We start from the raw sequence: 13,469 nt of genomic DNA, 5'->3' as shown, positions 1-13,469 counted from the left end.
TACCCCTATTTCGTTATCCATACTCCGCTTCCTAGGACGACATTCCCTTCGTTAATCCCTTCATTCCCTTTATGAAAAAAATTTTATGTGACATGAATGACCTGCTCTCTCCGTTCAGCCTCCTTATAGGCGCTTGCAATCCCTGACTTGTGTATTTGCTCCTTGGCTACAACTTTATAAGATAACACGGCGGTAAACGGTTCCGTAAATGGAGTTGGAGTTACCCGAATTGTCCTGTCATCCAGCCACTCGCCTTGCAATTGCTCACCTGATTCCATATTAAAAGGCTCTGTGCGCTCGAAGCCGTCCTGGTACCAAGGGAACTCTTCTGCTTTTTGTACTCCTGGTTCATTCAGGCACACATACAGGGACAGATCATCGCAAAATTGAAGCATTCGAAAATGATTGGCTATCGTCGAATCGGACAAATCCACAACTTGTTCCCTAATTCGCTGCTGACGCTGCCGTTCATGCTGGAGAAATTCGATTACGTCCTGCTGCTCCTCTACATGAAAGAAAGAGGCGAAATGCTTGCTGCACAATAGGCTGGCATATGGATTGGCTTTCTCGATATCGTCCAGCCCCTTTCGATAGAACACAAGCTTTAAGGCCATCGGATAATCCATGAATGTATACGGCTCCTGTTGTGCGTCATTCCAAATTGGTGTATCGTCAAGTCCGATCCAGCTGCAATCATGCTCGTAGGCAGCATATACGGCATCCTCATATCTGTCACAAGTACCAAGCAATTCCGTGCGGAACTTCGAAGCGATTTCGCCGGATAGATATCCATGGTCGTGCTGTGCAATGCATACGATTTCATCTTTCCTCGTCCGAATAATCATTTTCATACAGCTCCTTTATCGTCGTACCGTCCATATAAGGCAAAGGAAATGCCATCTTTGATCCTTACTTAGGACTCACGGTTATTGATTTTTCCATTGGCAGCAGTTATGCTGTGTGAGATGAACATTTAGGAGGGATATTATGAGTAAGACATCCAACAAGCGCCGCAAGTCAGAGCGCGCAGGACATTTAGACCCGAGCTTACTGCGGGGAAGCTGGACACGGAAGCCGTATACACAAGTCGTGCCGAATAAGAAAGCAGAGCAGCGCCGAAGCCTATGCCGGAAACGGGTAGATGACGGCGCTGTTGCTATTTAACGACATCTAATCTATTTGTATCTCCTCATCTCCTCGAATTTGTTATCTTTTCGAAAAATGCCATTGATCATTTGCAGCTTCTTCCCTGCTTCGATACAATATGAGTAAGCAGATCCGATTGGACGGATCCCACAGAAAGGAAGGTGCCGCCGTATGGCTAACACTCACACCTATTCGCGCGGCGAAGAAATCGCTAACGCGATTACGCACGGCATTGGAGTCGTTATGAGCATAGCTGCCCTAACACTGCTTATCGTATTCGCCTCATTGTATGGACAACCCATCCATGTCGTCAGCTTTACGATTTATGGCATATCGATGCTTCTCTTGTATACCTCGTCGACATTGGTGCACAGCTTCCCTGAAGGAAAAGTAAAGGACTTGTTCGAGACCTTCGATCACGCATCCATCTATTTATTCATCGCAGGCACTTATACACCGCTTGTCTTAATCGCATTGCCTAAGATTATCGGCTGGACACTGTTCGCCATCGTATGGACCATTGCTGTCGGAGGCGTTGTATTCAAAGCCTTCTTCACGAAGCGATTCCTCTTCATGTCCACGCTGCTCTATATTGCTATGGGGTGGTTGATCGTGTGGGCGTGGCATCCACTGACGGAGGCTATGCCATCCTTCGGACTGACGATGCTGATCATTGGCGGTATCCTATATACACTAGGCACTATATTCTACGTATGGAGAGGTTTCCCCTTCCATCATATGATATGGCATCTATTTGTGCTTGCAGGTTCCGTTGCTCACTTCTTCTCCGTACTGACCTTAGTCCAAATTCATGTATAGCTCTATGTAGGATTTACCCGATTGATGAAGCCGTCAATCTCCGCTTGCCGCAGAGATTGGCGGTTTTGTGTAGGTTATTGCAGAAGTTATTGTTCGCTCTGGCATGGGCCAGTTGAACGTCTATTTACGAATTGAGGCTCGAGGATAACCTTGTGGTACGCTTCCTTGCTGGTTAGACCTTCCTGATCAGGACGCTCCATAATATCCGCTAATATAGTAGCGGCACGGCGTCCAATCTGTGCTTCATTCTGATAAATATGACTAAAGAATGTCTCTCGCTCCTCCAAGTGCTCTGGATCATCAAACGTTACGATCGAGATATCCTCTGGCACTCTCAGTCCCGACCGCTTCGCGATCTGATGCATGCGCATGCCAAGCTTGCCATGCAGCGCAATATACGCAGTGGCCATCTCACTCTTCATATATCGAGCAAGTACAGAATCATCGGCTTCCTCTCCGACAGGAAGCGTAAAATCAGTTAGAATGAGTGCCGGATTGATCATGGCCCCCCGTCTCTGATATTCATTCATATACCCTGCTATGCGATCCTGCACACTCACACAATCTCGGAACGCATCTGTGCAGATCGCAATATTCCGGTGACCGAGTTCCCATAAATGAGCTACCGCCATCTCCGCGCCTTTGCGGTTGTCCGAGCATACATAATGGGTGTCCACTCCAGGCAAATATCGATCGATAAGCACGAATGGGAAACCATTTACCTTCAATGACAATATTTCTTCATTGTAGATATCTTCATCCACAGGGAATAACAGCAAGCCTGATATGCCCATGTCCAGCATCTCCCGAATTTGCTGCTCTTCCCGCTCCTTCGAGCCTCCGCTAAAGGCCACGATTAGAGAGTATCCTCGCTCGTTCAACGTCTGCTGAATCGAATTAATAAGCCGCATCGCAAAATAATCATCCAATGTCGGCATCATGAATCCAACTACATTTCGTCTTCGTTCCTGGCTTCCAGAGCCTGCTCCATTGACATCCAGTCCTTCTGTACCTCCGGTTTGCTCTTCGCGCACCGAGCTGGTGCCAGTTGATTTCGGCTCCGCTACGAAGCTGCCTCTTCCAGGGACTCGATAAATCAATCCTTCCTTCACAAGAGCTGCAAGCGCATTCACAACTGTAATGCGGCTAACTTGGAACTGCTCCATCAGTTCCTTCTCTGTCGGAATCCGGTCATTCGTCTTCAATTGTTTCGTATGAATCATATCCTCAATATATCGCTGAACTTGCAAATATAGCGGCGATCGAGAATCATAGCTCATTTAGATCATCCTTAATTATTAATTTAATATATATAATATAGCATTTAGGTAGAAGTGACAATCATTAGGGAAAATTCGGAAGCAAAAAAAGAGCGATGCACCATCTCCACCGCTCTTTCCTCGATTCATATCTAAACGGACGACTATCGCTCGTGCTTCGGGATATACGCAAAGATATCACCAGATTCAAACGCATCTATCAATTGATTAAGCCATCCATAATACGCTTCCGCCTGCTCCATCTTGGCGATATCCTTCGCAATGACTGCCGCAAGCTGTTCATCCTCCGAGCTGCCGCGCAGCAGCTCCAGCTCTTTGACTGAACGCCGAATCGCAGACAAGTTCATCTCTACAGCTTTTCTCCATTTCAGACCGAAGTAATCAGCAAATGTCTGATGCCAGTCCTGTTCTGCCTCATATAAATCCTTGCGCGTCCCCTTCTCCCACACTTTATGCACCATCTTCATGTCTACAAGTGTGCGCACGCCCGTACTCATGCTTGTCTTGCTCATCTCCATCTCCTGCTTCATGTCATCCAACGTCATCGGATGATCACTGAAGAACAGCAGGCCGTACAAATGCCCAGTAGAATGGGGCATGCCGTACAAGTCCATATTTTGTCCGATCGCTTCAATGACACGATTGCGAGCCTTCTCAACAGCGCTCTTCTGCTCCTGTGTCAACTGTGCGAACGTAGTCATGAGTCATTCCTCCTGTACCGAATCCTATCCCTGCAGCAATGGCAGACCGATTCGAAACCGCCCTTTATATATTTGTCGAACATTGCTGTAAAAGCTCATTCTCTATGTTCCACGAACATTGTAAGAGAATAGGAACAAATTGTAAAGAAGCAAATGGGATAGCAATATTTAGCATATTGGAGAATTCGAAAGAATAAGTTTATAAAGTTTTTTCTGAACGTATCTTACAAACTGTTTTCATGGTTGTTCTCTGTTTTTTCCAAGGGTTAAAATGGATATAGCGTATACAACGCTCAATTCCATACGCAAGAGAGGTGACAGGATTGTCCATGATCAAGGTCAACCAAGTGACTAAAATATTTGGACAGCATGAACAAAAAGCACTCACTCTACTGCAACAAGGGTGGTCAAGAGAGCGGCTCGCCACAGAAAAACAAGCGACCGTAGCTGTGAACCAGGTATCCTTTGCCGTGGAAAAAGGAGAAATCTTCGTTATTATGGGCTTGTCCGGCAGTGGCAAATCCACACTCGTGCGCATGCTAAACCGACTCATTGAGCCAACCTCAGGTGAAATCTGGCTGAAGGATCGCAATATTTCGAGGCTGAATGCAAGCGATTTGCGAGAGGTGAGGCGAAGGACAATTGGGATGGTATTTCAAAAATTCGCACTCTTCCCCCACCGTACTGTGCTTGACAATGCCGCATATGGCCTCGAAATACAAGGTCTCTCCAAGGAACATCGCTACCGCAAGGCGACTGAAGCGCTAGAGCTCGTCGGCCTAGGTGGCTGGGAAGACAAATACCCGGAAGAACTGAGCGGCGGCATGCAGCAGCGAGTTGGATTGGCACGTGCCTTAGCTAATAATCCAGATATCCTCCTTATGGATGAAGCATTCAGTGCACTAGATCCGTTAATCCGCCGCGATATGCAGGATGAACTGCTTGCCCTGCAGCAGAAAATGCACAAAACCATCATTTTCATTACCCATGACTTGGATGAAGCGCTGCGCATCGGCGATCGCATCGCCTTGCTGAAAGACGGCAAGCTTATTCAGATTGGAACCCCTGAGCAAATGTTGATGCAGCCAGCTGACGAATATGTAGAGCGATTCGTTGAAGGTGTAGACTTATCCAAAGTCCTTACCGCCTCGCATATTATGCGCAGGCCAGAGACGATATCCTTAGATCGCGGGCCGCGAGTGGCGCTGCAATTAATGAGGGATATCGGTATTTCCACACTGTTCGTCGTCGGAAAGGATAAGTCCCTTCAAGGAGTCGTTACAGCCGAACAGGCTAGCGAGGCAGCACGCAGAGGCCTATCCTTGCAACAAGTCATGCACATCGACGTTCCCATCGTATCTCCCTCTATTGTTCTTCATGAACTGCTCGCTCTATCTGGCGAAGCGAAGCTTCCTATTGCTGTTGTCGATCCGGATGGCAAGCTAATGGGCGCCATCGTACGCGGTGCCGTACTCGGAGCGCTGGCAGGCAATCTAATTGACTCAGCGGATGAGATGGATGATTCTACGAAATCTATTTCAACTGCCTCACCAGGACTCGAACGCCTAGAACCCTTAGCTAACGCTGACAACAGCAGTCGCTCTACGGAAGGAGTGACAATCGATGCAGCTGAGAATCGGTGATTGGGTCGAGCACGCCGTCAATTGGCTAAGCACGAACGCAGATGGATGGTTCCGACTGCTCTCCAAATGGATTGAGCGAATCGTTGAGGGCATCTCAGATCTCTTTTTGCTGCCACCGTCTTATGTGTTCATCTTCATGGCCGCACTGCTTGCCTTTGTCATCGGCCGGTGGTCATTATCGCTGCTTACGCTTATCGGGCTCTTTATCATTGACTGGCTTGGATACTGGGAACCCACAATGAATACACTTGCACTCGTAATTGTCGCCACAATCCTATCAATCATCATCGGCGTCCCGCTAGGCATCGCTTGTGGGAAAATAAACCGATTGTCCCGAATTGTTAAGCCAATACTGGACTTCATGCAGACGATGCCAGCATTTGTCTACCTGCTTCCCGCCGTATTTCTATTCGGCCTAGGAATCGTTCCTGGCGTGATCGCCTCTATTATTTTTGCCGTTCCTCCTACCATTCGTCTAACTGAACTCGGCATACGTCAAGTGCCGCACGATATGATCGAAGCCGCTTCTGCGTTCGGCTCTACATCCATGCAGACCTTATGGAAAGTACAGCTTCCCGTAGCCATGCCGACACTAATGGCCGGCGTGAATCAGACCATCATGCTGACGCTATCCATGGTCGTGATCGCATCCATGATCGGGGCACAAGGGATTGGCACCGAAGTCTATCGAGCTGTCACAATGCTTAAAATCGGCAAGGGATTCGAGGCAGGACTGTCTGTTGTACTGTTAGCCATCATCTTAGATCGTTTCTCTCAACAATGGCTGAAAAAACGGAAAACGAATAAACAAGGAGCGTGATGGAAATGAAACAACGTCGCACAAGGTATTGGGTGCTGGCTGGACTTGTTGCTATGTTAGGCTGGACTTTGGCCGGATGCACTGGTACATCAAGCAGCACGGCCGGCAATGATGGAACCGCGAGTTCAACAGGTGATAGCATCGGGAAGCAGGTTGACTATAAGATTATCGGAATTGATGCCGGTGCAGGCATTATGCAATCAACAGAAGCAGCTCTTAAGGAATATGATCTGACCGATTGGAAGTTGATCGAAGGCTCCGGGGCTGCGATGACTGCCGCTCTGGACAAAGCAATCAAGAAGCAGGAGCCTATCATTATTACGGGCTGGACGCCGCACTGGATGTTCGCGAAGTATGAATTGAAATACTTAGAGGATCCGAAGGGTATCTATGGCGGCGATGAGCAAATTCATACGATTGCCCGCAAGAGATTGAAGGAAGATGAGCCAAGCGCGTACAAGACATTGGATCGATTCGAATGGGCGGCTGAAGACATGGCGAAGGTAATGGTGGACATTCATGATGGTCAGGAGCCGAAGGATGCAGCCAAGGCTTGGATCGAAGCGAATACAGACAAAGTCCAGGTTTGGACGAGCGGAGTCGACAAAGTTGAGGGTAAGAAGCTCAAGCTTGGATATGTGGCGTGGGATTCCGAAATAGCGAGTACAAATATCATTGCATCCGTATTAGAAAATGAAGTCGGGTATAAGGTCGATCTGATTCAGGTAGAGGCTGGTCCAATGTGGACAGGTGTTGCCAATGGCGACGTTGACGCAATTGTAGCAGCTTGGCTGCCTACTACCCATAAGGACTATTATGAGCGCTTCCAAAATAATGTGGACGATCTTGGACCGAATTTGAATGGTACCAAAATTGGGCTCGTCGTCCCTTCTTATGTTACTATTCAATCGATTGAGGATATGAAGAAATAGACCCCACATTATGGGCAGTTCCTGTCTGATAGATAGAGCGGAAGCATCGTACCGTGATATCCAAGCCATCGTAGATGATTATGCACATCGTAATGGCGAATACACGATACCATCATCCTTTTAAAAAAAGCGCCTGTGGCAAGGATCGGATTCCCGATTCAATGTCACATGGCGCTTCTTCAATTGCGTACATATAAGTTGTTATCCGTTAGCTTCTTCCTTGGTTCCATGAATCAAGGAACGGTGTCACTGATCCAACTGCCAACAAGGCAAGGCGATGCATCGCTCGCGTACACACCGTGTAGAACAGCTTGCGATCTGCTTCATTCCCATAAGCCTGCTCTTGCGCGTCAAATACAATAACTCCATCGAATTCAAGACCCTTCGCCAAGTAGGACGGGACAACCCATAGTCCGGATACGAACTGCTTCGTATGCTTCGATACCCGCTTCAATTGCGGGAAGCTGTGCTGCAAGCGTTCGTGAACCTGCGCCGCTGTCGCTTCATCCTTCGTAATAATTGCGATGGAAGCAAGCTCCCCTGCCTCTGTCCATGCCGATAGCTGCTTACTAGCTTGATCCAGCTGCTCCTCTTCGTCCTCGCAGCGAATGAGAATCGGCTCTTCACCCTCTCTACTGAAAGGCTCTACCTTCTCGCCATTCGGCAGCACACTGCTTGCGAGCTCCATAATATTGCGGGTGGAGCGATAGCTCTTGCGTAGTGTGATAACATCGGACTTCTTCTCTGAGAATACAGCTTGCAGCGCGGACGCAGACCCCATACGATTCGATTCGTAGATCGCTTGATTCCAATCGCCCAATATCGTGAAGCGGCTGCGTGGGAATAATCGAGTCAGCAGCGCATATTGGAACGGCGAGTAGTCCTGCGCCTCATCGATCACCACATGTCGAATATGGTTGAAGGTGTCGAATCCTTCTACACTTTCAATTAAATACAGCAATGGGGAAGCATCCTCAAATGGAATTATCCCTGATTCGAATTGATTTACTGCCCGCTGGCCAATTGCCCGTATCGTCTCCACGTCAATGGTTTCATTGACGCTCGCGATACCATCTGTCTGACGTGCCCAATGCTCAAGCTTGCGCATGCAGTCACAATACATCTCTTCCCAATCGACGAAGCGAAGCTCCTTCGCCTGCTTGCGGAACCGCTTCAACCACTTGTTCACCTGCTTGCGGCTCAAGTCGCGAAGCTCTTCTTCCGTCCCTAAATAGTTCGGCTGCTGCTGCAGCTTGCGATAGACACGCTTCTGTTCCTTCACTGCCCAAGCACGAAGCTGTTCCAGCAGCCAATCTCTCAGCTTGTCCATCCGAGCAGGCAATGACCAATCCGCAAGCTGGCCATAGAATTGCTCCGCAAGCTGTTCGGTGCTAATAATCGTCCGCTTCGGCGTTCCGAAGCGAATGAAGCGCATGCCTTCCCGCTGCAATGATTCAATATAGCGATCGAGGACCTGCTGATAACCCGCCGAAGCTTTCCATCTTGCCGCAGCCGCTTCGACTCTTGCCTCTCTAGAAGCTGTCCAGCGTTCCATGCCCTGCATGAGGCGTTCCGTCTGGTCATAAATGTCCTCAATATTACGCTCGGTGACGAGGCGATGCTCGATATAAGATTGGAACGTCGTCTGCGTCATATTCTCCTCGCCAAGCTCAGGCAATATGCTGGACACGTAATCGTTGAATAGATCATTCGGTGAGAATAAGATAATTTGCTCGGAACGCATGCTGCTGCGATATTTGTACAGCAGGTACGCAATTCGCTGCATAGCTGCTGACGTCTTGCCGCTTCCTGCCGCTCCCTGCACTATAAGCACATCATGCAGGTCATCCCGGATAATCGCATTCTGCTCGCGCTGTATCGTGCTGACGATACTCTTCATCTTCGTGTCAGCGCTCCGCTTCAGCATCTCCTTCAGCATGTCGTCGCCGATCTGAATACCGGTATCGAAGACAGCCTCCAAGCGGCCATTTCGAATAAGAAACTGACGCTTGAGCGTCATCTCTCCTTCAATAACTCCTGCTGGAGTCCGATATTGCACCGGACCTGGCGCATAATCATAGAACAACCCGGCAATCGGCGTACGCCAATCATAAACAAGATGTTCTCCGCTCTCTTCATCCGACACGGACATGAGACCGATATAGACTGGTAGTGTCTCCATGTCTCCATCTTCTATAAAGTCAACGCGCCCGAAGTAAGGCGCCTGAATATGCTTGCGCAGCTTGTTCAGCCATTTGGCTGCATGCTTCTGTACGCGTTCGTGACTTGCCAAGTCCTTCGCCTGCTGCATGATGCTCACATACGTCTCGAACATCTCGTCATTATCGACCGATACCTCGTCCCAGAATTGGCGCTTCATCTCCACAATTTCTGCTTGACGTTCCTCAGCGGTCGCTTCTAATGCAGCGATCTGGCGATCCATTAAGCGAAGCACGCCTGTTAGATATAATTCTTCCTCATCCCTCATGGATGGTTGTTCGTTCACCTTGCAACTCCTTTCCGCCTGCTGGCCGATTCGAATCCTCTTCGGATCTGTATCGAAAAGTACTATTATATCCTAAACTTAGGCCCCATGTAACGTCCCTGCACTTTCATTTGCATTCTCCGCATCATCTAAGTGAAGAATGACCGTTTCAAGCGCCTTCACCACATCATCCTGCGACATGCTCGGCATGTTGGAATAACGAGCTGCCTGTACGGGCAAAAAAGGGATATGAATAAATCCGCCGCGCTTATAATTTGGATCTTGCTGCTCATTAAGAAGGTGCATCAGCTGGTAAAATATCGCATTACACACGAACGTTCCAGCTGTATAGGAAATCGAGCAAGGGATGCCCTCTTCTTGTACAGCCGCGCGAATTGCCTTCAAAGGCATACGGGCCCAATAGGCAACTGGCCCATTCTCGACAATGGCTCCATCGGTTGGCTGCGCCCCATCATTATCAGGTATGCGTGCATCCTTCAAATTTATGGCTACACATTCCAGCGTAATATCCGGTCTGCCTCCGGCTTGACCGACACAGATCACGGCTTCCGGTTTCACTTGCTCCATTGCTTCCGCCAGCACGGTTCCCGCCCGCTCGAACGAGGTTGGAAGCTGGATGGCATGAACGTCGTAACGTCCAATACTGCGACCATGAAGCAGCTTAACTGCCTCCCAAGAAGGATTAATCGTTTCATTGCCAAATGGGTCAAACCCTGTGATGATTACTGTGTTGCTCATCGATACAGCACCCCGCTCTGTTTTATTTTCAATACGTAGGAAATATGCTATTCTTGTCAACGAATGTGAAAGGAGATACATACCATGTCACAACTAGATATTTCATCCCTCATCCTGCTCGGATTTGCAGGACTCGGCATTGTAAGCGGCAATTCTACCGTTACGATCGCAATGGTCGTTCTTCTGCTGCTCCGCGTGACGAACATGCAGAGCTTATTCCCTTGGATTGAGAAGTACGGACTAACCGTTGGCATCATTATCTTGACGATCGGAGTCATGGCACCGATTGCAAGCGGCAAGATGTCCATCGATACGATCGCGCAATCCTTTATGAATTGGAAGTCGCTGTTAGCTATCGCCGTCGGAATCCTCGTTGCGTATTTGGGAGGCCGCGGCGCCCAATTAATGACTCAATCTCCAACTGTGGTCGCTGGTCTGCTCGTAGGCACCGTCCTTGGCGTGGCCTTGTTCCGCGGTGTTCCGGTCGGCCCTCTCATTGCTGCAGGCATACTGTCTTTGCTGCTCGGGAAATCATAACGATGACCTCGAATCATCTTCATCATACGATGATTCCTGATATACGGCAAATCACCTATTAGGGCTATTTTTCTCGCATAGCAGCTGTTTTAGCTGCCGCATATTAGCAGTTAAACAGCATATATGATCGATGGGATTAGGCACTTCAAATGTTAAATTTGTGCAACAAAACGATTGACAATATTTCATCCACAGTGCTAGAATCAACAAGCAGACAGGACGATAACAATGAATCGTCCAACTAAATTGATGCAGAAAGGCAGGTAAACTCCATGTTGACAGTACAATTGCTAAATCAACACATTGATAACGCAGCTCAAGCAATTTCATATCAGTGGAGCCCTGCTGAACCGAGCGATCTGACTGGTTTCTAACCATTAGATCGAACGGAAGAATGAATCCATTTCGATAGATCATGAGGTACTGATTGGGTAATCGCCAATCAAGTGCCATGATGGATTTCGGATCGTGGAATCAGGATTGGACAACGGGCGCTCACCGCTCGTACATATGACCTTATTCATCAAGGGATATCGTTTACGAACGGTATGCCCTTTTTTTATTGTCTTACGATCAATCTGCAACAAATGACAAAGGATGTGAATGTATGTTTTCCGTACTAGGAAAGCTCGGCTGGTTCTTTAAAGAACACAAAACGAGATACTTAATCGGGGTAACCCTGCTCATCGCAGTAGGCATACTTGAACTTCTGCCTCCCCGACTGCTTGGTAATGCTATCGATGAGATCGTAACAGGTGCGATCACGTGGCAATCTCTTACGAAGTACCTATTTTACATTCTCGGTTCCATGGTGATCATTTATGGAATTACGTATGTATGGATGTATCAAATCTTCGGCGGAGCCAACCTTGTGGAGCGCAAGCTGCGCTCCAAGCTGATGCGCCAGTTCTTGAAGATGACGCCTCCGTTCTTCGAGAAGAATCGTACAGGCGACTTAATGGCCCGATCAACGAATGACCTGCGTTCCGTTGCCATGACAACTGGCTTTGGCATGCTTACCTTGACCGACTCGACTGCATTTCTCGCGACCGTGCTAGTCGCAATGCTTATTATGCAGTGGAAGCTGACACTTGCGGTGCTGCTCCCGCTGCCCTTCATCGCCATCGCAATGAAGATATTCGGCAAGAAGATTCATGAGCGCTACACCATTGCACAGGATGCGTTCGGCAAAATGAATGATCAGGTGCTCGAATCAGTTGGCGGTGTGCGCGTGCTTCGCGCCTATGTACAAGAGAAATCAGATGAACAGCACTTCCGCAACATCGTACAGGACGTGTATGAGAAGAATGTCGCTGTTGCCAAAATTGACGCGTTGTTCGATCCGGTTATTCGCTTGTTTATCGGACTTAGCTATATGATCGGGCTTGGATTCGGTGCTTATCTGATTATTCATAATGAGATGACACTAGGTGAATTGCTGACATTCAATATGTACCTCGGATTTATGATCTGGCCAATGTTTGCCATAGGAGAACTTATCAATGTTATGCAGCGCGGGAATGCCGCAATGGATCGGGTAAACGAAGTTCTTCATTACACCCCAGATGTACAGGATGCAGCGCAACCGAAGGAAGTCGATGTTCCAGCGACTTTTACTTGGAAGCATTACAAATTCCAGTATCCATCGTCGACGGTGCCTAATCTGGAGGACATTTCACTTACGCTGCGCAAAGGTCAGACGTTGGGCATTGTCGGGCGTACCGGCAGCGGCAAGTCAACGTTCATTAAACAATTGCTGCGGGAATACCCGATTGGAAATGGTCAGTTCTTAATTAATGATGTGCCGCTCGATCAAATTCCAATGGATCAACTCCACAGCTGGATCGGTTATGTGCCGCAGGAGCAAATTCTATTCTCAAAGACCGTGAAAGAAAATATTCTACACGGTTCAGAACACGGTACGGAACAAGATGTGATGAATGCCATCGATACGGCCTCCTTCACACATGACCTTCCTACCCTGGTCAACGGTATCGACACGATCGTTGGTGAGAAAGGTGTGGCGCTGTCTGGCGGTCAGAAGCAGCGCGTATCTCTGGCACGTGCCTTCATTAAAGACCCAGAAGTGCTTATTTTGGATGATGCCCTCTCTGCGGTAGATGCACGGACAGAAGCGAATATTATTAAGAATATTCGTGAGCAGCGTGCCGGCAAGACGACACTCATTACAACACACCGTCTGTCTGCCATCGAGCATGCAGATATGATTATTGTCATGGATGACGGACGCATCGTCGAGCAAGGCACGCACGAGCAACTGCTCCAGCAAGGCGGCTGGTATAAGGAACAGTATGACCGCCAGCAATTGGAGTCTGGATTGTAAGAA

The 13,469-nt window shown here is 48.4% G+C and carries 12 protein-coding genes; 7 read left to right on the top strand and 5 right to left on the bottom strand.

The window, feature by feature from the left end:
• Nucleotides 1–83 precede the first annotated feature (83 nt).
• Complete coding sequence (locus tag PBN151_RS20040) at nucleotides 84–845, bottom strand: DUF3891 family protein (RefSeq protein WP_072730401.1); 762 nt, start codon at nucleotides 843–845, stop codon at nucleotides 84–86.
• A 142-nt stretch (nucleotides 846–987) separates the two neighbouring features.
• On the opposite strand from PBN151_RS20040, the gene PBN151_RS31425 reads away from it, so the two are divergent.
• Together PBN151_RS31425 and trhA are read left to right on the top strand one after the other, a co-directional pair.
• Nucleotides 988–1,164 carry a hypothetical protein gene (locus tag PBN151_RS31425; protein WP_021256951.1) on the top strand — a complete coding sequence of 59 codons (177 nt, stop codon included), beginning with the start codon at nucleotides 988–990 and terminating at the stop codon, nucleotides 1,162–1,164.
• Between the two features lie 153 nt (nucleotides 1,165–1,317).
• Nucleotides 1,318–1,965, top strand: coding sequence for a PAQR family membrane homeostasis protein TrhA (gene trhA / locus PBN151_RS20035; protein ID WP_072730400.1), 648 nt, complete (start codon nucleotides 1,318–1,320; stop codon nucleotides 1,963–1,965).
• Nucleotides 1,966–2,051: 86 nt separating this feature from the next.
• On the opposite strand, the gene PBN151_RS20030 is transcribed toward trhA, so the two are convergent.
• Entirely contained in the window at nucleotides 2,052–3,245 is a 1,194-nt protein-coding gene (locus PBN151_RS20030; protein WP_072730399.1) for a GntR family transcriptional regulator, read from the bottom strand.
• A gap of 143 nt (nucleotides 3,246–3,388) precedes the next feature.
• Nucleotides 3,389–3,946: a GbsR/MarR family transcriptional regulator gene (locus PBN151_RS20025; RefSeq protein WP_072730398.1), complete on the bottom strand. Its 558-nt coding sequence runs from the start codon at nucleotides 3,944–3,946 to the stop codon at nucleotides 3,389–3,391.
• A 323-nt stretch (nucleotides 3,947–4,269) separates the two neighbouring features.
• Here PBN151_RS20025 and PBN151_RS20020 point away from each other — a divergent pair, with 323 nt between their 5' ends.
• The 3 genes from PBN151_RS20020 to PBN151_RS20010 are packed head-to-tail and all read left to right on the top strand — an operon-like array spanning nucleotide 4,270 to nucleotide 7,341.
• A complete protein-coding gene (locus PBN151_RS20020; RefSeq protein WP_275936817.1) occupies nucleotides 4,270–5,589 on the top strand; it encodes a quaternary amine ABC transporter ATP-binding protein in 1,320 nt (439 codons plus the stop codon).
• Entirely contained in the window at nucleotides 5,570–6,409 is an 840-nt protein-coding gene (locus PBN151_RS20015) for an ABC transporter permease (RefSeq protein WP_072730397.1), read from the top strand. Before PBN151_RS20020 ends, PBN151_RS20015 begins: the two co-directional genes overlap by 20 nt.
• Nucleotides 6,410–6,414: 5 nt before the next feature.
• Nucleotides 6,415–7,341: a glycine betaine ABC transporter substrate-binding protein gene (locus PBN151_RS20010; RefSeq protein ID WP_072730479.1), complete on the top strand. Its 927-nt coding sequence runs from the start codon at nucleotides 6,415–6,417 to the stop codon at nucleotides 7,339–7,341.
• A gap of 208 nt (nucleotides 7,342–7,549) precedes the next feature.
• Here the strand turns inward: PBN151_RS20010 and helD are convergent, their stop codons facing one another.
• Nucleotides 7,550–9,847, bottom strand: a complete 2,298-nt coding sequence (gene helD, locus PBN151_RS20005; protein ID WP_083545233.1) for an RNA polymerase recycling motor HelD — start codon at nucleotides 9,845–9,847, stop codon at nucleotides 7,550–7,552.
• 78 nt (nucleotides 9,848–9,925) lie between these two features.
• Nucleotides 9,926–10,585 carry a pyroglutamyl-peptidase I gene (gene pcp / locus PBN151_RS20000; protein ID WP_072730396.1) on the bottom strand — a complete coding sequence of 220 codons (660 nt, stop codon included), beginning with the start codon at nucleotides 10,583–10,585 and terminating at the stop codon, nucleotides 9,926–9,928.
• Between the two features lie 84 nt (nucleotides 10,586–10,669).
• Between pcp and PBN151_RS19995 the strand changes: the two genes are divergently transcribed.
• Nucleotides 10,670–11,122, top strand: coding sequence for a DUF441 domain-containing protein (locus PBN151_RS19995; RefSeq protein ID WP_021260612.1), 453 nt, complete (start codon nucleotides 10,670–10,672; stop codon nucleotides 11,120–11,122).
• A 607-nt stretch (nucleotides 11,123–11,729) separates the two neighbouring features.
• The gene (locus tag PBN151_RS19990; RefSeq protein ID WP_028531369.1) at nucleotides 11,730–13,466 is read left to right on the top strand and encodes an ABC transporter ATP-binding protein; all 1,737 of its coding nucleotides are present in this window, start codon (nucleotides 11,730–11,732) and stop codon (nucleotides 13,464–13,466) included.
• The last annotated feature ends 3 nt before the right edge of the window (nucleotides 13,467–13,469 follow it).

Origin of the sequence: Paenibacillus sp. NAIST15-1 (assembly GCF_001894745.1) — a bacterium.
GTDB classification, from domain to species: domain Bacteria; phylum Bacillota; class Bacilli; order Paenibacillales; family Paenibacillaceae; genus Paenibacillus_B; species Paenibacillus_B suaedae.
Note: the sequence above shows the minus strand (reverse complement) of the source record. Positions and strands in the feature narration are given on the sequence as shown.

Bases quoted from the DNA above. Each gene is read 5' to 3' on its own strand.
- PBN151_RS20040 (WP_072730401.1), bottom strand. From the start codon at position 845: ATGATTATTCGGACGAGGAAAGATGAAATCGTATGCATTGCACAGCAC.
- PBN151_RS31425 (WP_021256951.1), top strand. From the start codon at position 988: ATGAGTAAGACATCCAACAAGCGCCGCAAGTCAGAGCGCGCAGGACAT.
- trhA (WP_072730400.1), top strand. From the start codon at position 1,318: ATGGCTAACACTCACACCTATTCGCGCGGCGAAGAAATCGCTAACGCG.
- PBN151_RS20030 (WP_072730399.1), bottom strand. From the start codon at position 3,245: ATGAGCTATGATTCTCGATCGCCGCTATATTTGCAAGTTCAGCGATAT.
- PBN151_RS20025 (WP_072730398.1), bottom strand. From the start codon at position 3,946: ATGACTACGTTCGCACAGTTGACACAGGAGCAGAAGAGCGCTGTTGAG.
- PBN151_RS20015 (WP_072730397.1), top strand. From the start codon at position 5,570: ATGCAGCTGAGAATCGGTGATTGGGTCGAGCACGCCGTCAATTGGCTA.
- PBN151_RS20010 (WP_072730479.1), top strand. From the start codon at position 6,415: ATGAAACAACGTCGCACAAGGTATTGGGTGCTGGCTGGACTTGTTGCT.
- pcp (WP_072730396.1), bottom strand. From the start codon at position 10,585: ATGAGCAACACAGTAATCATCACAGGGTTTGACCCATTTGGCAATGAA.
- PBN151_RS19995 (WP_021260612.1), top strand. From the start codon at position 10,670: ATGTCACAACTAGATATTTCATCCCTCATCCTGCTCGGATTTGCAGGA.
- PBN151_RS19990 (WP_028531369.1), top strand. From the start codon at position 11,730: ATGTTTTCCGTACTAGGAAAGCTCGGCTGGTTCTTTAAAGAACACAAA.